General features: G+C 65.7%; 26 protein-coding genes. 15 read left to right on the top strand and 11 right to left on the bottom strand.

The features are described 5' to 3' along the window. Positions 1–14: 14 nt before the first annotated feature. The 3 genes from ACWIEX_RS24040 to ACWIEX_RS24030 all read right to left on the bottom strand — a co-directional run bounded on the left by ACWIEX_RS24040 (position 15) and on the right by ACWIEX_RS24030 (position 2,715). Positions 15–1,511, bottom strand: coding sequence for a sensor histidine kinase (locus ACWIEX_RS24040; RefSeq protein ID WP_454035441.1), 1,497 nt, complete (start codon positions 1,509–1,511; stop codon positions 15–17). A gap of 166 nt (positions 1,512–1,677) precedes the next feature. Further along, positions 1,678–1,932: a DUF6894 family protein gene (locus ACWIEX_RS24035; RefSeq protein WP_454035440.1), complete on the bottom strand. Its 255-nt coding sequence runs from the start codon at positions 1,930–1,932 to the stop codon at positions 1,678–1,680. A 15-nt stretch (positions 1,933–1,947) separates the two neighbouring features. After that, positions 1,948–2,715, bottom strand: a complete 768-nt coding sequence (locus ACWIEX_RS24030; protein WP_454035439.1) for a Crp/Fnr family transcriptional regulator — start codon at positions 2,713–2,715, stop codon at positions 1,948–1,950. Between the two features lie 408 nt (positions 2,716–3,123). On the opposite strand from ACWIEX_RS24030, the gene ACWIEX_RS24025 reads away from it, so the two are divergent. Both ACWIEX_RS24025 and ACWIEX_RS24020 read left to right on the top strand, forming a co-directional pair. Further along, positions 3,124–3,858: a Crp/Fnr family transcriptional regulator gene (locus ACWIEX_RS24025; protein ID WP_454035438.1), complete on the top strand. Its 735-nt coding sequence runs from the start codon at positions 3,124–3,126 to the stop codon at positions 3,856–3,858. A 54-nt stretch (positions 3,859–3,912) separates the two neighbouring features. After that, the gene (locus ACWIEX_RS24020) at positions 3,913–4,158 is read left to right on the top strand and encodes a DUF6894 family protein (protein ID WP_454035437.1); all 246 of its coding nucleotides are present in this window, start codon (positions 3,913–3,915) and stop codon (positions 4,156–4,158) included. Positions 4,159–4,637: 479 nt separating this feature from the next. Here the strand turns inward: ACWIEX_RS24020 and ACWIEX_RS24015 are convergent, their stop codons facing one another. After that, positions 4,638–4,862 (bottom strand): hypothetical protein, encoded by a 225-nt coding sequence (locus tag ACWIEX_RS24015; protein ID WP_454035436.1) that lies wholly within the window; start codon positions 4,860–4,862, stop codon positions 4,638–4,640. Positions 4,863–5,329: 467 nt separating this feature from the next. Here ACWIEX_RS24015 and ACWIEX_RS24010 point away from each other — a divergent pair, with 467 nt between their 5' ends. Together ACWIEX_RS24010 and ACWIEX_RS24005 are read left to right on the top strand one after the other, a co-directional pair. Continuing rightward, positions 5,330–5,866, top strand: a complete 537-nt coding sequence (locus ACWIEX_RS24010) for a phosphatase PAP2 family protein (protein WP_454035435.1) — start codon at positions 5,330–5,332, stop codon at positions 5,864–5,866. 413 nt (positions 5,867–6,279) lie between these two features. Beyond that, complete coding sequence (locus ACWIEX_RS24005) at positions 6,280–7,692, top strand: M20 family metallopeptidase (protein WP_454035434.1); 1,413 nt, start codon at positions 6,280–6,282, stop codon at positions 7,690–7,692. 70 nt (positions 7,693–7,762) lie between these two features. Here the strand turns inward: ACWIEX_RS24005 and ACWIEX_RS24000 are convergent, their stop codons facing one another. Next, positions 7,763–8,446: a GntR family transcriptional regulator gene (locus ACWIEX_RS24000; RefSeq protein ID WP_454035433.1), complete on the bottom strand. Its 684-nt coding sequence runs from the start codon at positions 8,444–8,446 to the stop codon at positions 7,763–7,765. Positions 8,447–8,766: 320 nt separating this feature from the next. Between ACWIEX_RS24000 and ACWIEX_RS23995 the strand changes: the two genes are divergently transcribed. Genes ACWIEX_RS23995 through ACWIEX_RS23945 form a run of 11 tightly spaced genes read left to right on the top strand, consistent with a single transcriptional unit; the run spans position 8,767 to position 20,099 of the window. Continuing rightward, entirely contained in the window at positions 8,767–10,299 is a 1,533-nt protein-coding gene (locus ACWIEX_RS23995) for an ABC transporter substrate-binding protein (protein ID WP_454035432.1), read from the top strand. Continuing rightward, entirely contained in the window at positions 10,296–11,252 is a 957-nt protein-coding gene (locus tag ACWIEX_RS23990) for an ABC transporter permease (protein WP_454035431.1), read from the top strand. Before ACWIEX_RS23995 ends, ACWIEX_RS23990 begins: the two co-directional genes overlap by 4 nt. Continuing rightward, positions 11,249–12,067, top strand: coding sequence for an ABC transporter permease (locus ACWIEX_RS23985; protein ID WP_454035430.1), 819 nt, complete (start codon positions 11,249–11,251; stop codon positions 12,065–12,067). The genes ACWIEX_RS23990 and ACWIEX_RS23985 overlap by 4 nt, the downstream gene beginning before the upstream one ends. A 33-nt stretch (positions 12,068–12,100) precedes the next feature. Next, positions 12,101–12,925 carry a creatininase family protein gene (locus tag ACWIEX_RS23980; RefSeq protein ID WP_454035429.1) on the top strand — a complete coding sequence of 275 codons (825 nt, stop codon included), beginning with the start codon at positions 12,101–12,103 and terminating at the stop codon, positions 12,923–12,925. Positions 12,926–12,979: 54 nt separating this feature from the next. Beyond that, complete coding sequence (locus tag ACWIEX_RS23975; RefSeq protein ID WP_454035428.1) at positions 12,980–14,035, top strand: extracellular solute-binding protein; 1,056 nt, start codon at positions 12,980–12,982, stop codon at positions 14,033–14,035. Between the two features lie 10 nt (positions 14,036–14,045). Continuing rightward, positions 14,046–15,095 carry an ABC transporter ATP-binding protein gene (locus ACWIEX_RS23970; protein WP_454035427.1) on the top strand — a complete coding sequence of 350 codons (1,050 nt, stop codon included), beginning with the start codon at positions 14,046–14,048 and terminating at the stop codon, positions 15,093–15,095. Continuing rightward, on the top strand, positions 15,092–15,934 hold the full coding sequence (locus tag ACWIEX_RS23965) for an ABC transporter permease (protein WP_454035426.1): 843 nt from the start codon (positions 15,092–15,094) through the stop codon (positions 15,932–15,934). Before ACWIEX_RS23970 ends, ACWIEX_RS23965 begins: the two co-directional genes overlap by 4 nt. After that, positions 15,931–16,719: an ABC transporter permease gene (locus ACWIEX_RS23960; RefSeq protein WP_454035425.1), complete on the top strand. Its 789-nt coding sequence runs from the start codon at positions 15,931–15,933 to the stop codon at positions 16,717–16,719. Before ACWIEX_RS23965 ends, ACWIEX_RS23960 begins: the two co-directional genes overlap by 4 nt. A gap of 9 nt (positions 16,720–16,728) precedes the next feature. Further along, positions 16,729–17,409, top strand: a complete 681-nt coding sequence (locus ACWIEX_RS23955; RefSeq protein ID WP_454035424.1) for an RraA family protein — start codon at positions 16,729–16,731, stop codon at positions 17,407–17,409. 10 nt (positions 17,410–17,419) lie between these two features. Beyond that, positions 17,420–19,096, top strand: a complete 1,677-nt coding sequence (locus tag ACWIEX_RS23950) for a cephalosporin acylase I (RefSeq protein WP_454035423.1) — start codon at positions 17,420–17,422, stop codon at positions 19,094–19,096. Between the two features lie 37 nt (positions 19,097–19,133). Continuing rightward, entirely contained in the window at positions 19,134–20,099 is a 966-nt protein-coding gene (locus tag ACWIEX_RS23945) for a 2-hydroxyacid dehydrogenase (protein WP_454035422.1), read from the top strand. A 154-nt stretch (positions 20,100–20,253) separates the two neighbouring features. Here the strand turns inward: ACWIEX_RS23945 and ACWIEX_RS23940 are convergent, their stop codons facing one another. From ACWIEX_RS23940 to pobA, 6 genes are all read right to left on the bottom strand, one after another. After that, positions 20,254–20,970: an ABC transporter ATP-binding protein gene (locus tag ACWIEX_RS23940; RefSeq protein WP_454035421.1), complete on the bottom strand. Its 717-nt coding sequence runs from the start codon at positions 20,968–20,970 to the stop codon at positions 20,254–20,256. After that, on the bottom strand, positions 20,957–21,715 hold the full coding sequence (locus ACWIEX_RS23935; protein WP_454035420.1) for an ABC transporter ATP-binding protein: 759 nt from the start codon (positions 21,713–21,715) through the stop codon (positions 20,957–20,959). Before ACWIEX_RS23935 ends, ACWIEX_RS23940 begins: the two co-directional genes overlap by 14 nt. Then, the gene (locus tag ACWIEX_RS23930; RefSeq protein ID WP_454035419.1) at positions 21,712–22,719 is read right to left on the bottom strand and encodes a branched-chain amino acid ABC transporter permease; all 1,008 of its coding nucleotides are present in this window, start codon (positions 22,717–22,719) and stop codon (positions 21,712–21,714) included. The genes ACWIEX_RS23935 and ACWIEX_RS23930 overlap by 4 nt, the downstream gene beginning before the upstream one ends. 1 nt (position 22,720) lies before the next feature. Further along, positions 22,721–23,584 carry a branched-chain amino acid ABC transporter permease gene (locus ACWIEX_RS23925; RefSeq protein ID WP_454035418.1) on the bottom strand — a complete coding sequence of 288 codons (864 nt, stop codon included), beginning with the start codon at positions 23,582–23,584 and terminating at the stop codon, positions 22,721–22,723. Positions 23,585–23,657: 73 nt separating this feature from the next. After that, the gene (locus ACWIEX_RS23920) at positions 23,658–24,851 is read right to left on the bottom strand and encodes an ABC transporter substrate-binding protein (RefSeq protein ID WP_454035417.1); all 1,194 of its coding nucleotides are present in this window, start codon (positions 24,849–24,851) and stop codon (positions 23,658–23,660) included. A 139-nt stretch (positions 24,852–24,990) separates the two neighbouring features. Then, a complete protein-coding gene (gene pobA, locus ACWIEX_RS23915) occupies positions 24,991–26,163 on the bottom strand; it encodes a 4-hydroxybenzoate 3-monooxygenase (RefSeq protein ID WP_454035416.1) in 1,173 nt (390 codons plus the stop codon). Positions 26,164–26,288: the final 125 nt, after the last annotated feature.

Raw genomic sequence — 26,288 nt, 5'->3', positions numbered from 1 at the left:
GGGCTTTCCATTGGTCACGCTTCGGCACTCCGTCTGTAGGCCGCGAGGTCGGGGGGCAGGGTCACGGTAAAGGTCGTGCCCTTTCCAAGTTCTGAGCGCACGGCGATGTCGCCGCCGAGATTGCGCACCATCGTCCGGACATGGGCGAGGCCGATGCCTTCACCCGCCGTGTTCTGCGAGCCGGCGCGCCGGAACAATTCGAAGATGCGCTCGTGATCGGTCGCCGCGATGCCGCGGCCATTGTCCTCGATCTCGATCTTCACCCAGCCGCGGCGCTCCCGGCGCGTGCGGACAGCGATCCGGATCGGACGCTCGGGCGCCCGGTACTTGATTGCGTTGTCGAGGAGATTGCCCATCACTTGGTCGAGCGACAGGCGATCGCTTGTGATGCGGGGAACTTGCGAGTCGAGTTCGATCCCGCCGCCTTCCTCCGCGCTGGCCTGATGGTGGACGGCCGCTGCGGCCGTCTCGATCAATGCGGCGAGATCGACGCTTTCGGCCCGCAACTCGCGCCGGCCCTCGCGGGAAATCTTGAGGATGGCGTTGATGAGCGCGTCCATCTTGCGCGTCGACGAGCGGATGAAGCCGATCGCCTCGTCGACATCGACGCGCAGCGCCTCTTCCGCCGCGGCCTTCTGCTCCGGGGTGGCATCCGCCCCCGCGCCGACATAGGCGTCGATCGGCTTGAACATCGCCTCCAGCTCGCTGGTGAAGCCCATGATATTCACCAGCGGCGCGCGAAGGTCATGCGTCACGATATAGGCGAAGCGCTGGACCTCCTCGTTCGCCTTGACGAGCGCATCCGTGCGCTCGCGCACGCGCTCTTCGAGCCCGACATTGAGCGTTTCGACCTCGCGCCGCGCCGCGACCAGTTCGCGGGTGTAGCTCATGATCGTCCAGCTCGCGGCGCCGGCCATGGCGAGGATCAGAATCGCGCCGATGACCGTGGTCCAGCGCAGCCTCGCCGAGGCCGTAACCTGGGCGTCGATCGCGTCCCGCAGCTCTTTTTCCGAGATCGCGAGAATAGCGCTCAGGTCGGCGCGCAATTCGTCCATCAGGCGTTTGCCAGCCCCGCTGCGGACGAGGTTCAGCGCGGTCTCGGTGTCGCCCTTGCGCGTGGCTTCGACGGTCGCCGCGAGCTCGCCCATCTTCTGGTCGAGCTCGCTATTGACCCGCTGCAGGATGGGCGTGACCTCGGGCAGCCTTGCTGCGGCACGTTCAAGCCGAAGGCGTTGGTCGGGAAGCCGGGAGGCCGCTGCGCTGTAGGGAGCAAGATAGCTTTCGTCCCGTGTCAGCAGGTAGCCGCGCTGGCCCGTCTCGGCGTCCTGCACGAGAGACAGCAAGTCAGCGGTTGCGCTTCGCACGGCGCGAGCTGCAGTAACTTCGCCGAAATAGCGCTCGCTTGCCGTTGTCAGCCAGAGAGATGTGGCGACGATGATGACCAGTACGGCGATACCGATGGCCAGAAGCAGGGCGTTCGAGCGTTGAAAGAACGCCTGAGAGATAGGCATGCGGAGAACCAGCCGGTGAGGGTTCTCTCTTTGCGCCGATCAAAGCTTGCAGAGCAACAGCAAATGACATTGCAGCGAATGCATCCGCGTGCAACGCGCGCGCAGACCCATCCGCTGACGGTCATGAACTGGCGCTGGCCGAGCGGAGCTGCGCGCAGGTGACGACCTAACCCTTCTTGGCGGGCTTCGACGGCGGCAGGCCATCCAGGCGCAAACTGGCTATGTAGATTTCTGCCCCTTCGGCGTTCTGTACGGTGACAGAAAGCGACATGTGGTCGCCATTGGGCAGCTTCTCGCGGTTCAACGCGGAGAGCAATTCCTTGGCGGCATTTCGCGCGCTTTGGTCATCGGGCAAATCTGTGCCTTCCTCGTCAAATTCGAGCATGTCTCCGTCGCGGGTATGGAAGAAATAGCTGGGCATATCCGCCTAATGCAGCTAGCGCCTAGCTGTTCCTCCAGCACTCCCGATTTTGGCGACACCAGGCTGGAGATGCAGGTAGTCAGGATCAAAATCCGCTAACTTGCAGAGCCCTCTCCAATCCAAAACCGTCAGACGATTGGCACGGAGCCGAATGAGCTGGGCCTCGCGGATCTCCCTGAGCTTCTTGTTCATGTGAACCGTGGAGAGGCCCAGCGCATCGGCGATCTCCGGCTGCGTTAACGGCAGATTGCAAGTTATGCCGTCCGACAAGCCGATGGCCGTCATTTTGGTGAGGAATTCGCAGAACAGATGAGCGATGCGGCTCGGTGCCGAGCGGCGCCCGATACCCACCATCCATTCACGGTATATCGCGGCTTCGATCAGCGTCTCGCGCCACAATCCTTCGGATATCCGATAGGACGTTCGCGTGAGCGCTCGGACCGCATCATGTGGGATCAGACCGACTACGGCAGGCGTCAGCGCGCCCAGGCAATGATCCATACGCTCGATGAGCAGCGAATGTATATCCGGAATATCGCCGGGAAGATGAAGAGAAAGAATCTGCCGCGCGCCATCGCCGACGATCTTGTAGCGGCAAACCAGCCCTTCGGCCACGAGGCAGCATTGCTTGGTGAGATCGCCCTCGCGAACGATGTCCTGGCCGGCTTCGACGTGCTTCAAGGTGAGCGGCAAATTGAGCAGCTTCTCCCGCTCAGCTGAGGGTAGAGGAACATGGGTTTCGAGCTTTAGAACGAGGCGCTCAAGATAAAGCTGCTTATCCATTCGCTCCCTGTCATTCAGGTGGCGCGACCCGAGACACATCACTCAGTGCCATGCGCATTTCAAATGCGATGCCTCGCACAACGCAACCCTACGCTTCCGTCCCATCTCCACATCGCGACCATAAGGACCATGGGTGAGGTAGGCCCAAGGCCGTTCTCTCCCAGCCGGGAGACTTTTAGCGCGAAGTCCAAGTTGCGCTCCGTGCCGTTTTCCTGACATGGGGCGCAGCGTGAGATCCTCTGGCACCAAAATTCGACGAACTTGCCAGTTCACTCTGTCAAATGACATCTCTTGCCGAGGTTGAGCCGACTACGAAGGCGTAATGACTGCGCCTTCGACCGCTTTGCTGAACCTCTGTCCTTCTGTGCCGCTGTCGAACGCCGACACGATGACATTGGATGTGCATTGATGCGGCCTTTGTCGCAACTCGATGCGTTGGTCAGGAAGTTGGAAACGCGATCAAGGCTTTCCGCAGATGACACCAAAATCCTCCTTAGCCTGCCTATCTCGATAAGGCGCTACGAAGCGCGTCGAGACATCATTCTCGAAGGCCGCCATAACAATCAGTGTTGCATCGTTCTCGAAGGCTTGCTGTGCCGCTACAAGGTCGTTCGAGACGGCGGAAGGCAAATTCTCTCGCTGCATATGCCAGGCGATATCCCTGACCTTCAGTCGATCCATATCGATACGATGGATCACACCGTCGGGACGCTATCGCCAGCACTGGTCGGCTTCATCCCTCATGTTGCGATCAAGCATACGCTCCAGAAATCCTATGCAATTTCAAAGGCATTCTGGCTGGAAGTTCTGGTCGAGGCATCAATTCTAAGAGGCTGGACAGTCAGTATCGGGAAGCGGAGCGCTCCAGCGCGAATCGCGCATTTCCTCTGCGAATTCGTGACGCGAATGAAGGCCATCGGGCTTTCGGATGGGGTGACATGCAGCTTGCCGCTCAACCAACCTGAAATGGGTGATGTGCTGGGGTTATCGACCGTTCATACCAACAAGAAACTGCGCGAGCTCAAGCGGGAAAGGCTGGTGGAAGTACGCGCGAATATAATCCGTATTCTGGATTGGGACGGTCTGTGTCAGCGCGCTGATTTCGATCCGAACTATCTGCATTTGAAGCACCACGACGAGTGATGCAAATTTCAAGCTCGACAAGGAACCCGAGCAGGCGAGCGGCATTCTGCTGAGATGGCACGGTTTTACTTTGATACCGACGACGGTTCTGCCCCTGATACGGATGACGAAGGGGTGGATTTTCCTGACCGCGAAGCAGCGAAGCATGCCGCAAAGTTGATCCTGGCGGCTATGATCGGCGAGAAGCTGCCGACCTCTGATCATATTGGCCTGCGTGTCGTCGTTCGGAACGAATCCGGTGTTGCCATCTATGTCGCGAGCCTGTCCCTCGAAGGGACCGAGGCTGAAGCTTCAAGCTAGACTGCCAGTGCATGCGAGTAGGGGACGACGCAACGAGGACAGCCCTCTCGCTCGACGCCATTCGCCCAACCACACGGATGAGCTTGGATATCGCCAAGCTAACGTGAGCCGCGTTACTGCGGGACACGGTTCTTGCTGCCGAAGAGCAGACTCTGAGGGTCTCGGTTCACGCTCTCCAGGGTCCGGATAAACCCGGAGAGGCTATCCTGCCCGCTGATGTAAAGCTTTCGACGCTTTTCAACCCCACGCCTGTCAACCTGACAATTTCAACAGTGGCCGCGGCCGAGCTGCGGTCCCGCAACGCCCAATCTGATTTCTGCTTGCGATAGCGGTGCTCGATCTGCGGCTCCAAAACCTGATGTCGCGGCCCGACGTCAGCGAAGAAAAAGGCCGCAGCTGATGCGTGCCGAAAGGAACGATTGGAATGATGCCCGGTTGGCGTCGCAGGTGCGGATAGCAAATGCGTGCGGCTAATCCGATCACCAAAGTAGCGTCGGCAGCAGGTAACCGAGGAATGCAAAGGCCGAGAGTGCTGCGAACAGGGTAAAGGCGGCTCTTAGGCGACTTAGCGTTGAGCGAGACCCGTCTGCCTGGACAAGAAGCTTCAGCAATCCCCGAAGAGGGGCAAACCGCGGTCCGACGAGAGAAGAGCTTTCGACAATTTCACCGCTGGCCGAGCTTTTGACGTTTTCAACGGCAGCCATCTGTATCGTCCTGTCCATGATTTCGCAGCGGCCAACGGATCCGGGATTTTCCGTTACCTGGCCTACATTAACCGTCCTCGCATCCTTCCAGTTCCAGCCCGCCTTGGTAGAGCTGCTACGTCGCTCGCCAAATGATAAGCCCGCCGCTCGGGAAGCGACGGGCCTCTGACTTCTGTCAGGACTAGGCGGTTCCGGCCATCGCCGGGAAACTGGCTTTGCCCTCCTGTCGGGTGCGGCCGGTACATCCGCGGCAACGCATCGACTGGAGAGCATGTAAGCATCGGGGGATGCCGCGCGAAAAACACGTAAGCTCGGATTTGGTTCCAGCAAGAGGCGGAAGCGGAACTCTCAGCCTGAAAGAAGCGTTGCCCGCTCGTGAAGAAATCTGGGCCGGGGCCGATGGACCACGACACAGTTCTTGGGCCTGCTCATAATCCGGCTGGAAGAAAGAGCTAGGCGGTCGACTTGTGCGCCGAATTTCACTTCCAATAGCTCAGGCCGATCGCGCAATTACCCGACGCGTTCGCTTGAACTCGCGGAGCGCGGATTTGGCTCTAGCGCTCGGATGGCTATGCGATGCGCGCACGCTACTTGGAGCCGGTGCGATTTGGTTCCTAGCGACGCCTCGCGGAAGCGAAGCCCGTAGAGTTGCCAGTCGATTTGTTGTGACCATCGCATCGACAACCGCCTTCCACCATGTCGTTAAGCGAGTGGTTGATCAGAAGCGGCCTGACCGATTGATGGGCGATGGGCGTATCAAAACCGGCCGATCATCAGACGCGATGCCCTCTGGCCACGCGATGCATGCCGGAGCGGTGGCAGCCTTTTTTTCTCGATCAGTGAGAGGGCCGGCAGGACTCTGGTCCGCTTCCGCAGTTCTGGCTGCAGCACGCGTTGCCATTCTCGCGCACTGGCCATCGGGCGTGGCGGTTGGCTTCGTTGGCGGCGTTGCTATCGAGTGCTGCACCCGACTGATCAGCCGCTTTCTCCTTCGGAGGCCATGATCGGAGGGCTACGGAAACCCATACACGATAAATCGTGTAATTCTAGAGGGTTGGCGGCTCGCTGCGGGCAGAGGCGGCCCGCAGCGGACATATGTTCGGTGGACCTCAGCTCCACCGAGGCCTTCCGTTCAAGCGTCGAAATAGCCGGGCCTTCGCCAGCAGTGGCGCGGCCGCGCGATGCTGGACGTGTATCGTGCCGCCCGCTGCTTCGAAGGCCGCACCAACCCATCACGTCCTTCGCGAACGGCATGCCGTTGCCCGCAACAATCGCCGATTCTTCGGCGTAAAATTCAGCCGTTCTGTCGCCGGCCTTGTAGTAGCCTCGCCTGGTTGGGGCCGCCGACCGCCGAACCGTTGCGATGATGGCGGCCTTCAGCGGACCATGTGGGCGCCATGCATCGCGGGAGAAGGCAGTGCAGAATACCGACAAGATTTGGACGATCGTCGATGCAAAGCAGGCTGATTACATCGAACTGAGCGATCGCGTCTTCGAAATCCCCGAGCTCAACTATCGTGAGGTCAAGTCGGCCGCGGCCCATGCCGAGCAGCTTCGGCGCGAGGGGTTTCGCGTGGAGACGGGCATTGCCGGATTGCCGACCGCCGTCATGGGCGAGGCGGGAGAGGACGGCCCGGTGATCGCCATCCTCGGCGAATACGATGCGCTGCCGGAGCTGTCCCAGGCGCCGGGCGTATCCGACCACCAGCCGCTTCCGAACCAGCCGGCTGGCCATGGCTGCGGCCACAACCTGCTCGGCGCCGGCGCCATGCTGGCGGCTGCCGCGGTCAAGGATTTCCTGGCGGAACGCGGGCTCAAGGGCCGCGTGCGCTATTATGGCTGCCCGGCCGAGGAAGGCGGCGCCGGCAAGGCGTTCATGGTCAAGGAAGGCGCCTTCAAGGATGTCGATATCGCGATTTCCTGGCATCCGGCGGATTTCGCGGCGGTGACGGCAGCTATCTCGCTCGCCAACACGACGATCGATTTCGAGTTCACCGGCCGCGCCTCGCATGCTGCCGCGGCGCCACATCTCGGTCGGTCGGCGCTCGATGCAGCCGAGCTGATGAATGTCGGCGTCAACTACATGCGCGAGCACATGCCGAGCGATGCGCGTATCCATTACGCTTATCTCGATGCCGGCGGCATCGCGCCGAACGTCGTGCAGGCCAAGGCCAGGCTGCGCTATGTCGTGCGGGCGACGGTGGTCTCCCAGGTCCACGAACTCCTCGCCCGGGTCCGGAAAATCGCCGAGGGCGCAGCCTTGATGACGGAGACCACCGTCACCAGCGAAGTCGTCAGCGCGATGAGCAACCTGCTGGCGAATGCGCCGCTGGAAGACGCGATGCAGCGCAATTTCGATCGGCTCGGGCCGCCGCCCTTCGATGCGGACGACGTCGCCTTCGCCAGGCGCATGCAGAAGACCGTGACGCCCGCGCATATCGAAAGCGCCTTTCGCCGTTCGGGATTGCCGGCGACGGATTTCCCGCTGTGCAACGCGATCGCCCCCAAGGAGGCGCCGGGACCGCGGATGATGGGCTCGACCGATGTCGGCGATGTCTCCTGGGCCGTGCCGACGGTCCAGGCGCGCGGCGCCACCTATACGATCGGCACGCCCGGCCATTCCTGGCAATTGACGGCTCACGGGCAGTCGCCGCTGGCGCATAAGGGCATGGTTCATGTCGCCAAGATCATGGCGGGCGTCGCCGCCGACGTGCTCGTCGAGCCGGGCTTGCTGGAACAGGCCAAGGCCGATTTCGCGGAACGCCTGACCCGGACGCCCTACAAGCCCCTCCTGCCCGACGACGCCAAGCCGCCTTTCCACATGTTCTGACAGGGCGAAGACCGATGGCCCGGCCGAGCGATCGGCCGGGCCATCCTGATGCTGGGCCGGGCCTGACCCGTCAGATTTCGGCGGCCTGCTCCGGCAGCCGCGAGATCACGCCGACGATCGGACGCAGGTGCTGCTCCAGAATCGCCTGCGCCTTCTCCTCATCCCATTCGGAGAGGGCGGCGATCAGAGCGTGATGCTCCCTGCTGATGCGCGCGACGCGGGTCGGGTCGGTGCTGATCGCCGTCATTGCGACGCGCTGCTGGCGGGCGCCCAGCGACTGGTAAAGGTCCGACAGAACGACATTGCCGAGCGCGGCGATCATGACGAAGTGGAATTCGCGGTTCAGCTCGACGCGGTTGAAATAGTCGCCCTGCGGCAGGTGCTCCAGCTCGGCGAGGATCGCGTGCATGTCGGCAGGGAGCGGCAATTCCTCGCGGCAGATGCGGCGGATGGCATGGCTCTCGATCATGCGCCTTGCCTCGTAGAGGTCGAGCAGTTCCTGTGCCGTCACCTGCCGGACGAGCGCGCCGCGACGCGGCAGCAGGTCGATGAAGCGTTCGGCTTCGAGACGATGGAAGGCCTCGCGGACGGGCGTTCGCGAAACGCCGAGCGCCGAGGAGATTTCCTCCTCCTCGATGAAGCAGCCGCCGAGAAAGCGGCCGCGCAGGATCTGCTCGCGCACATAGAGATAGACCCGTTCCCGGGTCGGCTTGCCGCGCAAGGCAGCCATCTCGTTCTGTTCGATCATGGCCATCGACAACGCGCCCCCTTCGGTCTTTCCTAGGGCTGTCGAGAGTAGACAGCAAAAAATCCGCCACGTATACATGACGCATCAAGAGCGCGGCTCGCCTATTCGTCTATAGCGAAGCCGTGCCGGGGAACCGCATGACCGTGCACGCCACCTTCGCGACAGGAAGCTGCAGACCGGACCGATCGGCCCGGCACAGGCGGCCTTGTCGGATCGCTGGCGCGGTTATTGCTCGCATCAGCCCGGCTCCGCCCTTCCCGCCATCGACGGGAGCCGACAGGGTTTAAGCCCGCGGACAGCCGGACCCAGCAGCAGAGGATCAGCCCATGACCATCTCTCGCCGTTCCGTCCTTGGTGCCGGCCTTGCCGGCCCGCTGCTGGCCTCGCCTTTCCTGATCCGCCCCGCGAGCGCGCAGCGCGCCGCCGGCATCATCCGCTACGGCCTGTCGGCCTTTCCGCCGAACCTCCAGCCCTGGGTCTCGACGGGGGCGTCGGCCGGCACCGTCAAGATGCTGATCAACCGCAGCCTCGTCTCCTACGATTCCAAGGGTGAATTGCGCGGCGAACTCGCCGAGTCCTGGTCGCGCGATCCCGAGGGCGCCTGGGTCTTCAAGCTGCGCAAGGGCTGCGTCTTCCACAATGGCGAGCCGGTCACCGCCGACGACGTGAAATGGTCGATCGAGCAGATCGCCGGCGAGAAATCGACCGCCTATATGCGGACGCAGTTCCAGTTGATCGAGAAGGTCGAGATTCCTGATCCGCAGACTGTCCGCCTGGTCACCAAGGGGCCGCAGGCGACGCTGCCGAGCTGGTTTGCCAACTACAATACCTTCGTCATCTGGCGGAAATCGACCCCGAACGAGCCGATCGGCGCAGGCCCCTTCCGCCTCGTCGGGCAGGAGCGCGGCACCTCGGTGGAGCTCGCCGCCTTCGACAAGTTCTACAAGCCGGGCATTCCGAAGGCGAAGGGCATCAAGTTCATCGTCTATGCCGACGAGAACCTGCGCAACGCGGCGCTGATCTCCGGCGATGTCGACATGATCGAATATGTGCCCTGGCAGTCGATGGCGACGGTCGAGGCCGACCCGCGCCTCAAGCTCGACAACCAGGAGGGGCCGTTCATGGACGTGCTCTTCAACGGCACGAAACCCCCGTTCAACGATCCGCGCGTGCGCCGGGCCGTCGCGCATGCGGTGAAGCGCGAGGACATCGTCAAGGTCGCCTTCTTCGGGCGCGGCAAGCCGCTCGAAGGCGTGCCGATCGTCGAGGGCACGCCGTGGTACGACAAGGAGCTGGCGCATGGCTGGAACTACGATCCGGCCCGGGCCAAGGCGCTGCTGGCGGAAGCTGGCCATGCCAACGGTTTCCAGACGACGCTGCTCGCCACCGCCCAGTTCGGCATGCACAAGGACACCGCCGAGATCGTCCAGCAATATCTCGCGGCGATCGGCATCCAGGCGGAGCTGCAATTGCCGGACTGGTCGACGCGGGTGAGCCGCGGCTCGCGCGGCCAGTACGACATGGCGATCCACGGGGTGTCTTCGGACAACAACGATCCGGACGGATTGACCGTGGTGCTCGACACCTCGCTCTCGCCGACGCATGGCCGCTCCTTCAAGGTCGATGCGCCGCGCACCATCGCCGCGCTCGCCAAGGGGCGCGCCGAGTTCGACCAGGCCAAGCGCGTCGAGATCTACAAGGAGATGCAGCGCGCCGCGCTCGAGGAGGTGCCGCTTGTCGGCCTGGCCTGGCGCCAGCAGGGCTACGGCATGGACAAGGGCATCCAGGGCTTCACCAACCTGCCCGGCGCGCTCTCGACATCCTCCGGCAACCAGCTCGAGGAGACGTATTTCGGATGAGCGCGGCCTGGCTCGGACGGCGGCTGGCTTTGACCCTGGCGATGGCCTGGGTCGTGGCGACGATCGTGTTCCTGGCGCTGCACATGGTGCCCGGAGACCCGGCCGAGCTGCTCCTGTCGACCGCGGGCGCCATGCCCGATCCGGCCACGGTGCAGGAATTGCGCGAGAAGCTCGGGCTCGATCGGCCGCTCCTGGTCCAGTACGGCCATTTCCTGGCGGGGCTGGCGCGAGGCGATCTCGGCACGTCACTGATCGACGACTATCCCGTCATCCAGGAGATCGCGCTCAGGCTGCCGCGCACGCTGGAGCTGATCCTGACGGGAACCCTGATCGCGCTCATGATTGGCGTGCCCTCGGGCGTCTACGCCGCGGTCCATCGCGGCGGTACCTTCGACCGCGTCGCCTCCTGGATCACCGCGCTGTTGCTGGCGGTGCCGGTCTTCGTCGTCGGCACCCTGCTGGTGCTGCTGCTGGCGCAGACGCTGCGATTGATGCCGGCGGGCGGCTTCGTTCCGCTCACGCAGGACCCGGTCCAGCATTTCAAGCTCCTGACGCTGCCGGCAGTGGCGATCGCCAAGGGGCTGGCGGCCGTGCTGTTCCGGATGACGCGAGCGGCGACGCTCGACGCGCTCGCCCATGATTATGTCCGGACCGCGCAGGCCAAGGGGCTTTCGCCGCGACGGGTCCTCGTCGTGCATGTGCTGCGCAACGCGCTGAACCCGGTCGTCACCGTGCTGGGTCTCCAGATGGGAACCTTGCTCGGCGGGACCGTGCTGGTCGAATACGTCTTCAACTGGCCGGGCCTGTCGACGCCGTTGCTGCGTGCCGTCGAGGGGCGCGACTACCCGATGGTGGTCGGCATCATCCTGACGATCTCGGTGCTGTTCCTGCTGATCAATCTCCTCGTCGAATTGCTGCACGCGGCGATCGACCCACGGGTGCAGCACGCATGAGGCGGCGCAGGTTCACACGGCTTCTGGTGCCCGGCGGCGTGGTCGCCGTGATCCTGCTGATGGCCCTGACGGCGCCCCTGCTGCCGCTGCCCGATCCCGTCAAGCAGGACGTGGCGCAGCGCCTGGCCGGACCGATGGCGGGGTCCTGGCTCGGGCGCGACGAGTTCGGCCGCGACGTGCTCTCGCGACTGGTCTGGGGCGCACGCACCAGCTTGTCCGTCGCCTTCGTCTCGGCGCTGTGTGCCGGGCTCGTCGGCATCACGCTCGGGCTGATCGGCGGCTGGGCGCGGAGCTGGGGCGCGTTTCTCACGGTGCGCAGCGTCGAGATCATCATGTGCTTCCCGCCGGTGCTGCTGGCGCTGCTGGTCGTGACGCTGCTCGGCCCCGGCGCCGGGACGCTCATCCTCGTGCTCTCGGTGCTCTACCTGCCCGGTTTTGCGCGCGTGACCTATGCCGAGGTGATCGCGGTCAAGGGGCGCGACTATGTCGAGGCGACGCGGGCGCTCGGCGCCACGCCGTCGCATCTGCTGTTCCGCACCGTTCTGCCCAACATCGCGGGGCCGCTGCTGGTGCAGTTCTCGCTGGCGGTCGCCGCCGCGGTGGTGATCGAGAGCGGGCTGTCCTTCCTGGGGCTGGGCGTCGTGCCGCCGGCACCGTCCTGGGGGCTGATGATCCGCGGGGCGCGCTCGACCATGGAGCAGGCGCCGCTGCTGCTGCTCTGGCCCTGTGCCGTGCTGACCCTGACGATCCTCGCCATGAACCTGCTCTGCGACGCGCTGCGCGACATCCTCGACCCGCGCACCAGCGAGCGCTGACGAACCGAGTATTTCCCAAGGAAGGACCACGCCATGGCTACCAAGACCGATCCTCTCGTCCATATGGGCACCATCACGGGCGGCGAGGCGCGCGAGCTTCTCGCGTCCAACCCGGTGATCCTGCTGCCGATGGGCAGCCATGAGGACCAGGGCCCGCATGCGCCGATGGGCGACTATCTGCTGGCCGAGAAGATCGCGGAGCTTGCCGCGCTGCAGGCGAGCAAGGCCGGCACGCGCACGCTGGTCGCCCCGGTTCTGCCCTATGGCGGGGCGGACTGGTTCGGCCCGATGATCGGCGGCATCGCCATCTCGCAGAGCACGCTGACGGCGGTGATCGCCGAGATGGTCGACTCGCTGCATCGCAACGGCCTGACCCGGATCATCGTGATCAACGGCCATGGCGGCAATGTCGGGCCGATCTCCGAGGTCGCGCGCGAGCTCTACCAGCGCGAGCGCATCGTGCTGCCGAGTCTCTATCTCTGGCGCATCGCCTACGGCATGCTGCCGGGCATCGTCGGCGCCGAGACGTCGGCGAAGGTTTCCGGCCACGGCGCCGATCCGCTGACCAGCCTCGGGCTGCACCTCTTCCCCGAGCTGATCCGCAAGGACCTCATCCCGGCCGGCAAGCCGATGAAGCGCGATCCCATCCTCGACCTGCCCTTCACGGGCCTGGGCACCGCGAGCTTCGACGGCGCCGAAGTGGGGGTGCCGCACGAATACGACGAGGTCTATCATGACGGCGTCGGCAAGGGCGATCCGACGCTCTGCTCGGCCGAGACGGGGGCGAAGCTGGCGGAGAAGCTGAGCGATGTCGTCGCGCGCTTCGTGGCCCATTTCGCCGCCAAGATCCCGGCCTGAGCTGACAGCTCGCGAACCAGCCGCCCGAGGCGGCGTCACAGCAGGAGTCATCCCATGCTCACCCGCCGCCTCGTCATCCAGTCCGGTCTCGCCACGATCGCGATGCCGGCCGTTCTCCGGGCGCAGACGCTCTCGGGGCAGATCACGCTGATGTCCTATGCGGGTATCTTCCAGGACAACTACACCAAGGCGGTGATCGAGCCGTTCCAGCAGGCGCATCCGGGCGTGAAGGTGAACTTCGTGCCCGGCGGCTCCTCGGCCCAGATGGTCGGCAGCGTCCGGGCGCAGAAGGCTGATCCGCAGACCGACGTGGTGATCATGGACGTCACCACCTCCAGCATCGGCAACCTCGAGGGGCTGTTCGAGAAGCTGACGCCCGCCGAATTCCCGGTGCTGAACGAACTCCTGCCGGAGGCACGCGCGGCCGGCGGTGAATTCGGCCCGGCCGTCACCTTCGACCATCTCGTCATCGTCCAGGACGCGGCGCTCTCCCCCCAGATCGCCAAGCTCGCCGATCTCTGGCGCCCGGACCTCAAGGGCCATATCGCGCTCGCCGCACCGCCGAATATCCAGGGCCTGGCGCTGACGGCGATGACCGAGAAGATGGAAGGCGGCGACTACCGCAAGTCGATCGACGCCGCGATGAAGAAGCTGAAGGAGCTCGCGCCGGGCGTGAAGACCTTCGACCCCAACCCGGATGGCTATTCGCTGATCCTCAACGGCGTGGCCAAGGTCGCGACCGGCTGGAACGCCCGTGCCCAGCTCTATTCGGACCAGACCGGCGGCAAGATCAATGCGCTGCTGCCGCCCGAGGGCTCGGTCTTCCAGGTCAACACCATCAACCTCACCGCCGGCTCGAAGAACCGCGCCGCAGCCGCCGCCTTCGTGGCGCATGCGCTGTCGCAGGGCCCGCAGAAGGCCTTCACCGAGCGGATGTTCTATGCGCCGACCAACGGCAAGGCGCAGATCGACGCCAAGGCGCTGGCGCGCACGGCGGCCTCGCCCGAGAACCTTGCACGCATGATCCCGGTCGACTGGAACGAGGTCCTGAAGGTGCGCGACCAGTGGAACAACCGCTGGCGGCGCGAGGTCATCGCGGCGGCACGCTGAGCGGCAGGCAATGAGCTATCTCGAACTCGCCGGGCTGCAGAAGCGCTACGGCAATGCGGTCGCGGTCGACGACGTCTCGCTCTCGGTGGAGCAGGGCGAATCCGTCGCGCTGCTCGGCCCCTCAGGCTGCGGCAAGACCACGACCTTGCGCATGCTCGCCGGGTTGATCGAACCGAACCGCGGCACGATGACGCTCGACGGCAGCGAGATCACCCGGCTGCCGGCCCATAAGCGCAATATGGGCTATGTCTTCCAGTCCTATGCGCTGTTCCCGCATCTTTCTGTCGGCCGCAACATCGCCTTCGGGCTGGAGGAGCGCGGCGCCTCCCGCGCCGAGATCGACAAGCGTGTTCAGGAAGGGCTGGCGCTGGTGCGGCTCGGCGGCCTGGAGCAGCGTCGTCCAAAGGAACTCTCGGGCGGCCAGCAACAGCGCGTGGCCCTGGCTCGCGCGCTGGTGATCCAGCCTTCCGTTCTGCTGCTCGACGAATCCCTGTCCAATCTCGATGCCAAGCTGCGCGACGCGATGCGCCACGAGATCCGCTCGATCCAGCGCACGCTCGGCATCACCACGCTCTTCGTCACGCATGATCAGGTCGAGGCGCTGACGATGTGCGACCGGATCGCGGTGATGCATCGCGGCCGCATCGCCCAGATCGGCAGCGCCGAAGATATCTACGACCGGCCCGCGACGCGCTTTGTGGCCGAGTTCGTCGGGCGCGCCAATGTGCTGCCGTTGGCGCGCGACGCGCAGGGCCGCGCGACCGTCTGGGAGCAACCCGTGCCGGTCGAGCCCGCAGAGAATGCCGATCTCTTCGTCCGGCCTCAGCGCATGCGCATCGTGCCCCTCTCCGAGCCGGCCAGCGGCGATGCGGCGCGCCTGACTGGCCGCGTGCTGCGCAGCGTCTTCGTCGGCGACCATGTCGAGGTGCTGGTCGAGGGTGCAGGCGGCCAGCTCACGGTCGAGATGCCATCGGGTTCGGCTGCGCCGATTGAGGGCAGCGAGGTCGCGATCGTCTGGCCGCGGGCCGAGAGCCGCGTCTTCGCGCGCGAGGCGGCATGACCGCCTCGCGCCGCCTGCCGCTGCTGCTGATCCCGGCGATGCTGTTCCTGCTCGTCATCTATGTCTGGCCGTCGCTCGGGCTGTTCCGCAATGCCTTCAACGAGGTCGGGCCGACCGGCGCGATGGTCGAGGCCTGGTCGCTGGATACCGCACGCGCGACCTTCCATGACAGCTTCACGTTCGAACTGACGCTGAATTCGCTCTGGCTCTCGACGGTCTCGACGCTGATCGCGCTCTGCCTCGCCTATCCCGTCTCGCTCTTCCTGTTCCGCACCGAGTCCCGCTTCCGCAGTCTGCTTGCGGTCGTCGCGATCATGCCGATGCTGGTCTCCGGCGTGGTGCGCGTCTTCGGTTGGCTCGCCATTCTGGGCGATCGCGGGCTGGTGAACACGACGCTGCAATCGCTCGGCCTGATCTCGACGCCGCTGAAGCTCGTCTTCAACTGGACCGGCGTCACCATCGGCCTCGCCGAAAGCATCATGCCCTATATGATCCTGGCGCTGCTCGCCGGCTTCGGCCGGCTCGACCGCACGCTGGAGGAGGCGGCGCGCTCGCTGGGCGCCTCGCCGTTCCGGACCTTCCGGCGCGTCACGCTGCCGCTCAGCCTGCCGGCGATCGCGCTCGCGGCCGGCCTCGGCTTCGTGCTCTCGATGTCGGCCTATATCACGCCCAAGCTCTTGGGCGGCGGGCGCGTCTTCGTCCTGGCGACCGAAATCTTCGAGCAGGCGACGACCAATACCAACTGGCCGGTCGCGGCGGTGCTGGCGATCTACACGCTCGTCCTGCTGCTCGCCCTGCTCGTGGTCTCCAACCTGGTGGCGCGGAGGCTGCAGCGATGACCGGGGCGGGGCGGGTTCTCTCCAGCTTCGCGACGCTGGTCTATGTGCTGATCCTGGCGCCGATCGTCGTCGTGGTCATGCTGGCCTTCTCGGCTGATAATTTCATCCTGTTTCCGCCGTCCGGTTATTCGCTGCGCTGGTTCAACCAGCTCGCCAGTAACGGGCCGCTGCTGACGGCGCTCTGGCTTAGCGTTCGGATCGCGGCCGTGGTGACGCTGCTGTCGCTGGCGGTCGGCGTGCCCGCTGCGCTCGCGCTGGCGAAAGGCCAGTTCCCGGGCAAGGCGGCACTGACCGGCTTCTTCCTGGCGCCGCTGCTGTTGCCGACGCTGATCATCGGTCTCGCGCTGCTGCTGTTCTTCTCGCCGCTGAGGCTGACGGCGACGCTGCCCGGCCTCGTTCTCGGCCATATGACGGTGACCGTGCCCTTCGTGATCCGGATGATGGCGACGGCGCTGGCCAACCTGCCGGATGATATCGAGGCTGCTGCCGCCACGCTCGGCGCCACGCCCTGGCGGGTGGTGCGGCGGGTGACGCTGCCCCTGGCGACGCCGGGCCTGATCGCCTGCGCCTGCCTGTCCTTCCTGCTCTCCTTCGACGAGACGGTGATCTCGCTGTTCATCGCCGGCCCGCGCGCATCGACCCTGCCGGTCGAGATGGTGCGCTATGTCGAAGGGCGCACCGATCCGCTCATCGCGGCCTTGTCCGTGGTGCTCATCGTCGCGACGCTCGCCGTCGTTCTCGTGGTCGAACGTCTCGTCGGCGTCGCCCGTGCCGTAGGGAAATAGGAGAGAGAAATGCCCGATTATCGCATCGAAGCCATGCCCGAGCAGCTCCCGGCGGCGCTGGTCGAGAAGCTGCAGAAGGTCGAGACCGCAACCATCGGCCATTCCCAGCACTGGGGTTTCATGGATCGCGGCATCCAGCCGCTGCTGCGCGGCAAGCGCATCGCCGCGGCGGCGGTGACGCTGGCGATCCCCGGCCAGGATTCGACCCTGCTGCATCACACGCTCGGCCTGCTGCGTCCGGGCGATATCCTCGTCGTCGACCGGCTCGGCGACGACAAGCATGCCTGCTGGGGCGGCGGCGTGACCGTCGCGGCGAAGGCTGCCGGCGCGGTCGGCGGCATCGTCGACGGGCCCTGCACAGACCTCGCTGAAATCGAGGATTCCGATTTTCCGATGTGGTGCCGCGGCATGTCGCCGATCACGACCCGGCTCTACAATCTCGGCGGCACGCTGAACCTGCCGATCTCCTGCGGCAATGTCCCGGTCAAGGCCGGCGACGTCATCCTCGCGGACGAATCCGGCGTGCTGGTGCTGCCCCGCGCCGAGGCCGAGGCGCTTGCCGACGCCGCCATCGCCCGGCAGGAGCGCGGCGAGCGCAGCCAGGCTCGGGTGAAGGCGGGCGAGAAGCTCGGGGACATCTCCGGCGCGACCAAGATGGTGCTCGACGCCATCGCCGCGGCGAAAGGCTGACGAGGCCGCTATGAACGCTCCCGTTCCCGCCCCGCGCATCGCCGATTTCACCTGCGAGAAGAAGCCGGCGAGTGGCTCGCGCGGCATGGTCGTCACCAACCATCCGCTCGCCTCGGCGGCCGGCGCGCAGATCCTGCTCGCCGGCGGCAATGCCATCGATGCGGCCGTCGCTTCGCTTTTCGCGCTGACGGTGGCCGAGCCGATGATGGTCGGCATCCTCGGCGGGGGCTTGAGCCATATCCGGCTCGCCGACGGCCGCCATGTCGTGATCGATAATCTCTCGACCGCGCCGGGCAAGGCGACGGCCGACATGTACGAATGCCTGTCCGACGAGATCGGCAAGCAGCGCGACACGCGCGACCGCGAGAACGTGGTCGGCGCCAAGGCGGTCGCGGTTTCCGGCGCGCTCAAGGGCTGGTGCGAGGCGCTCGCCCGTTTCGGCACGCTGACGCTGGCCGATGTTCTCCAGCCGGCGATCGGGCTGGCGGAGCGCGGCTTCGTGGTGACGCCTTATCTCTCGAACTGCATCACCGACAATGCCGCCGATCTCGCGCGTGATCCGGGCCTCGCGGCGATGCTGCTGCCGGGCGGCAAGCCCCTTCAGCCGGGCATGCGGCTTGTCCAGACCGAGTATGCCGCGAGCCTGAAATTGATCGCGGCGGAGGGGCCGGAGGCGCTCTACGGCGGCAAGCTCGGCCGGGCGCTGACCGATTACATGGCGAAAAATGGCGGGCTGATCGATCAGGCCGATCTCGCGAACTACCGCATCGAACTGCGCGAACCGATCCGGGGCTCCTATCGCGGCTACGAGATCATCGGCCCGCCGCCGCCCTCGTCCTCAGGCGTGCATATCGCGCAGATGCTCAACATCCTGGAAGGCTACGATATCGGCTCGCTCGGCTTCGGCTCGACCGATGCCGTGCATCTGCTGGCCGAGGCCCTGAAGATCGCCTTCGCCGATCGCGCCGTGGCGACGGCCGACCCGGCCTTCGTCAAGGTCCCGGTCGCCAAGCTGATCGACAAGGCCTATGCCGACGAGCGTCGCGCCCTGATCGCAATGGAGCAGGCGAAGAGCTGGACGGCCGGGCTCTCCGGCGGCGAATCCGCCGACACCACCCATGTCACCGTCGCGGATGCCATGGGCAATGTCGTCAGCGCCACGCAGACGATCAACGGGCTGTTCGGCGCCTGCGTGCAGATCCCCGGCACCGGCATGATCGCCAACAACTACATGTACAACTTCGACCCCCACCCCGGCCGCGCGCTCTCGATCGCGCCGGGCAAGCGGGTCTTCACCTCGATGGCGCCGATGATGGCGGTGAAGGATGGCCGGCTCGCCTTTGCGCTCGGCCTGCCCGGCGCGCTGCGCATCTTCCCGTCGGCGCTGCAGGCGATCGTCAACCTGATCGACCACCGCATGAGCCTGCAGGAGGCGGTCGAGGCGCCGCGCGTCTGGACCGAGGGCGGCGTGCTCGAACTCGAGGAAGCCATCCCCGAGGCGGTGGCGCAGGCGCTGATCGCGCGCGGCCACAAGGTGGTGCGCTCGCCCCGCGTCGCCGGCGGCATGAACGCCATTGCCTTCAATCCGGACGGTACCTTGACCGGTGCCGCCTGCTGGCGCGCCGACGGCACGCCCGTCGCCATCTCCGGCGGGCTCGCCCGCGCCGGCGCCCGCTTCACCATCTGACCCGATATCTTCACCGATCCTGCGACTGGACCATCCCATGCCCGAGACCATCTGCCTCCTCGACATGACCACGCCCGAGCGGGCCGACCGCCTGCGCGAATTCCTGCCTGAGGGCTTCGTGCTGACCCATGGCACCGCCCGCGGCGACGAGCACATGAAAGAGATCATCGCCCAGGCCGACTACGCGATCTCCGGCCAGGTGGGCGTTTCCGGCGACGTGCTGCGCGCCGCCAAGAAGCTGAAGCTGCTGCATAAATGGGGCGTCGGCTACGACAATATCGATATCGCCACCGCCAAGGAGCTCGGCATCAAGGTCGCGCGCACGACCGGCTCCAATGCGGTCGCCGTCTCTGAATTCGCGATCGGCCTGACGATCTCGACGCTGCGCCTGATCGCCTATGGCAATGCCGAGCTGAAGAAGGGCAACTGGCGCACGGGCCAGTTGCCGTCGGACACCTATACGCTCTCCGGCAAGACCGTCGGCATCGTCGGCCTGGGCGCGATCGGCAAGAATGTCGCCAAGCTCTTGAAGGGCTTCGGCTGCACGATCCTCTACAGCAAGCGCACGCCGCTCGATGCCGCCGAGGAGGCGGCGCTCGGCGTGAAGCATGCCTCGATCGAGGAGATCCTGACGCAGGCCGATGTCGTCTCGCTGCATTGCCCGCTGACGCCCGAGACCAAGGACCTGATCGACCTCGCGGCGCTCAGGAAGATGAAGAAGACGGCCGTGCTGATCAATGTCGCGCGCGGCGGCGTCGTCAACGAGACCGATCTCGTGACGGCGCTGCGGGCAAAGGAGATCGCGGGCGCGGCGATGGATGTCTACGAGATCGAGCCGCTGCCGGCCGACAGCCCGTTGCTGACCCTCGACAACCTCGTGACCACGCCGCATCTCGCTGCCATGGCATCCGACAATTTCGCGCCGGTGGTGAAGCGCATGTTCGCCAACATGCAGCACGTCTCGCGCGGCGAGCCGGTGCCGCCGCTCGATCTGGTGGTGTGAGGTTCACGCGTCGTCATTTTGCAAGGAAACACGCCGTCATCCCGGGCTTGACCCGGGATCCATGCCGGAGCGCTGCTGGTAGAGGTTCAGGAATGGATCCCGGCCCTACGCTTCGCTCCGGCCGGGATGACCCGCGTTTCTAGGGGTGGCACCCTCAGTGAAGCCCGCCGACGCCGATATGGCGTTCGAGCACGTCGGCATCCGCCCGCAGCGCGTCCGGCTTGCCCGACCAGACGATCCGGCCGCGTTCGAGGATGATGATGTCATCGGCGAAGGCGAGCGCGCTTTCCAGCCGCTGCTCGACGAAGAGGATCGTCATCGCGCCGCTGTTGGCAAGGCGGCCGAAAGCCTCCATCAGCATGTCGCAGATGACCGGCGCCAAGCCCTCCAGCGGCTCGTCGAGCAGCAGCACTGAAGGCTGGCCGAGTATGGTGCGCGCGGTCGCCAGCATCTGCTGCTCGCCGCCGGAGAGCTGGGAGCCGAGATTGCGGCGCCGCTCCCCAAGGCGCGGGAAGAGCGCATAGGCCTCTTCGATCGCCGTTCGCGGGCGGCCCTTGAGCCCAGCGAAGAGGTTCTCCTCCACCGTCAGGCCCTTGAAGATCTCGCGGGTCTGCGGGACGAGGCCGATGCCGCCATGGGCGCGGGCCGCCGTGCCGAGCGCAGTGACATCCTGCCCACCGAGGCTGATGCTGCCAGCATAGCGGCGGGTCAGCCCCATCAGACTCGCCATCAGCGTGGTCTTGCCCATGCCGTTGCGTCCGAGAATGGAGAGGCGCCCGCCGGCCGGTACCGCGAAGGAGACATCCTCCAACACATGGGTCTGGCCGTAGCCGGCGCTCAGGTTACGGACGTCGAGCTCAGCTGCCGGCATGGGCATAGCTCCCGAGATAGGCTTCGCGGACCTTGGGGTCTCTCGCGACCTCGGCCGGCAGGCCCTGGAAGATCAGCTCGCCCGCAGCCAGCACGACGACCCGCCTGGCGAAGCGGAAAACGAGATCCATGTCGTGCTCGATCATCAGCACGGCCAGCGAGGCAGGCAGCCTCGCCAGCGCCTCCTCGATGCGCGGTGTGTCGCTGGAGGGCACGCCGGCGGCGGGTTCGTCGAGCAGCAGCACCTTGGGGCGTTGCGCCAGCGCGATCGCGATCTCCAGCAGGCGCTGCTGGCCATAGGCGATCGTCGCGACCTTGCGGCGGGCGACCTCGGTCAGGCCGAGCGTGGCGAGGATTTCGGCGGCTTCGTCTGTCGCTTCTGAATCGCCATGGAAGCGGGCGAGGATGCGCGTCGCCCGGCCGAGCCGCTGCAGGATGGTCATCACGACATGCTCTTCCGGCGTCATGTCGGGGAAGAGGCGCGTGACCTGGAAGGTGCGAACCAGGCCGCGCCTGACGCGCTTGACGGCGCCGAGAGCGGTGATGTCCTCGCCCGCAAGATGGACGCTGCCCGCGCTCGGCGGGATGCGGCCGGTGACGAGATTGACGAAGGTGGTCTTGCCGGCGCCGTTCGGGCCGATCAGGGCGAGGCGCTCGCCCTCGTTCATTGCCAGCGAGATGTCGCTGTTGACCTTCAGCCCGCCGAACGCCTTGGAGAGGCCAGAGACTTCGAAGACCGCGCTCATCGGCCGGCCCCCCAGCGGTCGCGCGTCAGCAGGCGGGCAATCTCGTCCAATGTCCCGGAAAGTCCGCGCGGGGCGAAGAGCACGATGGCGATCAGCACGGCGCCGACCAGCGTCATCCAGTGGAAGGGGTTGATCGCGGCGACGACATGCTCGAGCGTCATGAAGATCACCGTGCCGATCAGCGCGCCGTAGAGATGACCGATGCCGCCGAGCACCAGCATGACGAGCGCATTGGCAGAAACCTCGAAGCTCACGCTGTCGAGCCCGACGACCTGCGTCGCGATGGCCGCGAGCGCGCCGCCCATGCCGGCGACGGTGCCGGAGATGACGAACATCTTGAGCAGGACGGGGAAGGCGTAGATGCCGAGTGCGCTGATCCTGAGCGGGTCTTCCTTCAGGCCGCGGCAGACCATGCCGAAGGGCGAGCGGGTGACGAAGCGCAGCACGGCGAAGACGATCAGGAGCAGGCCGAGGCCGAAGAGATAGGCGCTGCGGCCCCAGAGATCGAACTCGAACAGGCCGAAGAGCGGGGCAGGGCTCATGCCGGACAAGCCGTCGCTGCCGCCGGTGATCGAGGAGGCCTTGTTGGCGGCCTCGTGCAGGAGCTGGACGATGGCGATCGAGAGCACGAGCTGCGGCAGGCCATGGGCACGCAGCATGATCGCACCCATCAGGAGTCCCATAACGGCACCTGCCGCCGCGCCGATCAGGATGAGCAGGACGGGGTCGGTGATGCCGTGGACGCAGGCGATGCCGGCAGCATAAGCCCCGGCGCCATAGAGCGCGCCCTGGCCGAGCGAGGCGACGCCGCAATAGCCGACGATCAGGTCGAGCGAGAGGACGAGCAGCGCGACCGAGATCACGCGGGTCAGGAAGGCGAGATTGTCGGGAAACAGCCAATAGCCGGCCAGGCCCACGAGCGCGATCACGGCGAGGCCGAGGAGGTCGCGGCCGAGCGTGCGGCTTGCGGAGGGGGTAGCGGGCATGGTCGTCGCGGTTGCCATGCTACTGCGCCCGTCCCATCAGGCCGCGCGGGAAGGCGCAGACCACCAGGATCACCGCGAGATAGAAGAAGAAATTGCCGAAATCCGGCACGAGGTAGCGCGCGGTGACGTCGATGGCGCCGAGCAGCAGGCTGGCCGCCAGCGCGCCCGGAATCGAACCCGCGCCGCCGACCGAGACGACGACGAGGAAGGTCACCATGTAGCGCAGCGCGTAATAGGGCTCGATCGGCAGGAACTCGGCGCCGACCACGCCGCCGAAGGCCGCAAGCCCGATCGCCAGCGCGAAGCTCGCGGCATAGATGATCTCGGTACGGATGCCGAGCGTCCGCGCCATCGGCGCGTTCTCGACGGCGGCACGCAGATGGATGCCGAAGCCGGTGCGCTCGATCAGGAACCACAGGCCGCCGGCCACGACGAGGCCGCTCGCGATGACGAAGAGGCGATGGCCGGCGATGCTGCGGAAGCCGAGATCGACCGAGCGGGCGAGCTCTGCCGGCAGGGGAATGGTCTTCAGTGTCGGACCGAAGAAATAGTTGGTGATGCCGATGACGCAGAAGGTGATGCCGATCGTCATCAGCACCTGGGAAAGCTCGCTGCGGTCATAGATGCGGCGATAGAGCAGGCGCTCGAGGGGCACGGCGATGATGATCGTGCCGATCACGGCCAGCGCGATGCCGAAGCCGTAGCCGAGACCGAGATCGCGGGCGGCATAGGAGGCGATATAGCCGCCGATCATGGCGAAGGCGCCATGGGCGAGGTTCACCACCCGCATCAGGCCCATGGTCAGCGACAGGCCGATGCAGATGATGAACAGCGCCATGCCATAGGCCAGCGCGTCCATGGCGATGCTCAGCGCGGTCTGCATGCTGCGGGCCTCGTCGAACGGGAGCGGAAGGCGGGAGCTTGCGCGCTCCCGCCGCGTTTCAGGCTTGGGGCCGTTACTTCGTCAGGCCGGAATCCTTCTGCTCCGGCACGCTGGCGATCTCCTTGTTGATCCAGCGGCCCTGCGCATCCTTCGCGACTTCGCGCAGATAGATCGTCTGCGTGATGTGGCGGGTCTCCGGATCGATCTTGACCGGGCCGCGCGGGCTCTCCCAGCCAAGCCCCTTCACCGCCTCGACGGCCTTTTCGGCATCCTGCTTGCCGGCGGTGGCCGCGATCATCTTGGAGATTACGAACATCCCGTCATAGGCGCCGACAGCGGGGAAGGAGAGCAGATCGGGCGCGCCGATCGCCTTCTCGGCGGCAGCGACGAAGCGCTTGTTGATCTCGGAATCATGCGAGACCGCGTAGTGGAACGAGGTGATCAGGCCGGCGGCCGCCTCGCCAAGGGCCGGCAGGTCCGATTCCTGGGTCAGGTCGCCCGGCGCGAACAGCTTGACGCCCGCCTTCTTCAGGCCGGTGTCGCTGAAGGCCTTGACGAAGCCGAGCGTCGGCGGGCCCGACGGCAGGAAGGCGAAGACGCCCTCAGCCCCGGCATCGCGGATACGCTGCATGATCGGGCTGAACTCGGTGGTGTTGAGGGGGATGCGGATCGCTTCCTTGACCTCGCCGCCGGCCGCTTCGATCGCCTTCTTGAAGGCGGTTTCGGCATCGACGCCCGGGCCGTAATCGCTGACGATCGAGACGAATTTCTTGACGCCGCGCTCCACCGCCGCCTTTCCGAGCGGTGTCGTGGTCTGGGACAGGGTGAAGGAGGTGCGCACCACCAGCGGCGAGGAATTCATGATCGCCGAGGTCGCGGCATTGAAGATCACCAGCGGGACATTGCCCTGCTTCAGCAGCGGGGTGATCGCCATCGCGTCCGGCGTGAAATAGACGCCGCCGAGATACTGCACCTTGTCGCGCACGATCAGCTCCTGCGCCAGCGCGCGGGCCTGCTGCGGATTGGCGGTCGGCAGGTCGCGATAGACCAGCTCGATATCGTGGCCGGCGACGCTCTTGCCGTTCTGGGCCAGCCAGGCCTCGGCACCGGCCTGGAAGTTCTTGCCCTGCAGGGCGAAGGGGCCGGAAAACGGCCCGATGATGCCGACCTTGATCGTGTCCGCCATGGCGGAGGCACCGAGCGTGAGCGCTCCGGCCAGCGCCAGCGCGCCGGCTGGCAGCAACCTGTTCAGGAAACCCTTGGTCATTCCATCTCCTCCCGATCCTGCCTGCGATCCCGCAAATGCCTTGCGTGGGTCGAAGCTCTAGCTGCTCGGGCCGGTCGCCGCCATGGCGCCGTGCCTCTTGTTGTCACCAACGCAATTTTCTGCCGCGAGGGCAATGCCCTCAATAAGGCAGGCCGACATAGTTCTCGGCAACGGCGGTGGCCGCGGCGCGCGAATGGACGAGATAGTCGAATTCCGCCTGCTGGATGCGCTGGTCGAAGCCGTCACGCTCCGGGAAGCGATGCAGCAGGTTGGTCATCCACCACGAAAAGCGTTCGGCCTTCCAGACGCGGGCGAGCGCGCGGGTCGAGTAGTCGTCGAGCGCGGCATTCGAGCCGTCGCGATAATGCTCGCGGAAGGCGTCGAAGAGGTAGCGGACATCGCTGGCGGCGAGATTGAGCCCCTTGGCGCCGGTCGGCGGCACGATATGGGCGGCGTCTCCCGCCAGGAAAAGCCGGCCGAAGCGCATGGGCTCGGCGACGAACGAGCGCAGCGGTGCGATGCTTTTCTCCAGCGAGGGGCCGGTTTGCACGGCATCGGCGACCTCCGCCGGCAGGCGGCGGCGCAATTCGTCGAAGAAGGCGTCGTCGGACCAGTTCCCGGCCTTCTCCTCCAGCGGGACCTGGACATAGTAGCGGCTGCGCTCGGCCGAGCGCATCGAGCAGAGCGCGAAGCCGCGCTCGTGATTGGCATAGACCAGCTCATGCGCGGCCGGTGGCCGGTCGACCAGCAGGCCGAGCCAGCCGAAGGGGTAGACCCGCTCGAAGGTCTGCACTGATTTCGCCGGGACGGAGGCGCGCGAGACGCCGTGATAGCCGTCGCAGCCGGCGATGAAATCGCAGTGCAGCTCCTGCTCCTGCCCGTCGGCCCGGAAGGTCAGGCGCGGCGTGGCGCCGTCGAAATCGTGGAGCGCGACGTTCTCGGCCTCGTAGATCGCCGGCCGCCCGAGCGCCTGGCGGGCTTCGATCAGATCGCGTGTGACCTCGGTCTGGCCGTAGACGGTGACCGTCTTGCCGCCGCTGAGTTCCTTGAGGTCGAGACGGTGGAGCGCGCCTTGGAAGGCAAGGGAGAAGCCGTCATGGACGAGGCCCTCGTGGTCGAGCCGCTCGCCGACGCCGGCCTCGTGCAGGAGATCGACCATGCCCTGTTCGAGCACGCCGGCGCGGATGCGCGACAGCACGTAATCGGCGCTGCGCCGTTCGAGGATGACGTTGTCGATGCCGGCGCGCGACAGGAGCTGCCCGAGCAGCAACCCGGCGGGTCCGGCGCCGACGATGGCGACCTGCGTCCGCATCGTTCTTCTTTGCCTCCCGCGAAACGGCGGTTTGCACCGTTCGATCCGCAGGCAGAGGCTAACGCTTTCGCTGCCGTTGACGAAATGGAGGATTCGCGCATTGTCTTGGACAAATCGATCGTGAG

The organism is Allobosea sp. NPDC055353 (assembly GCF_053644975.1).
The sequence above is the reverse complement of the archived record's forward strand: the minus strand, read 5'-3'. Positions and strand labels throughout refer to the sequence as shown.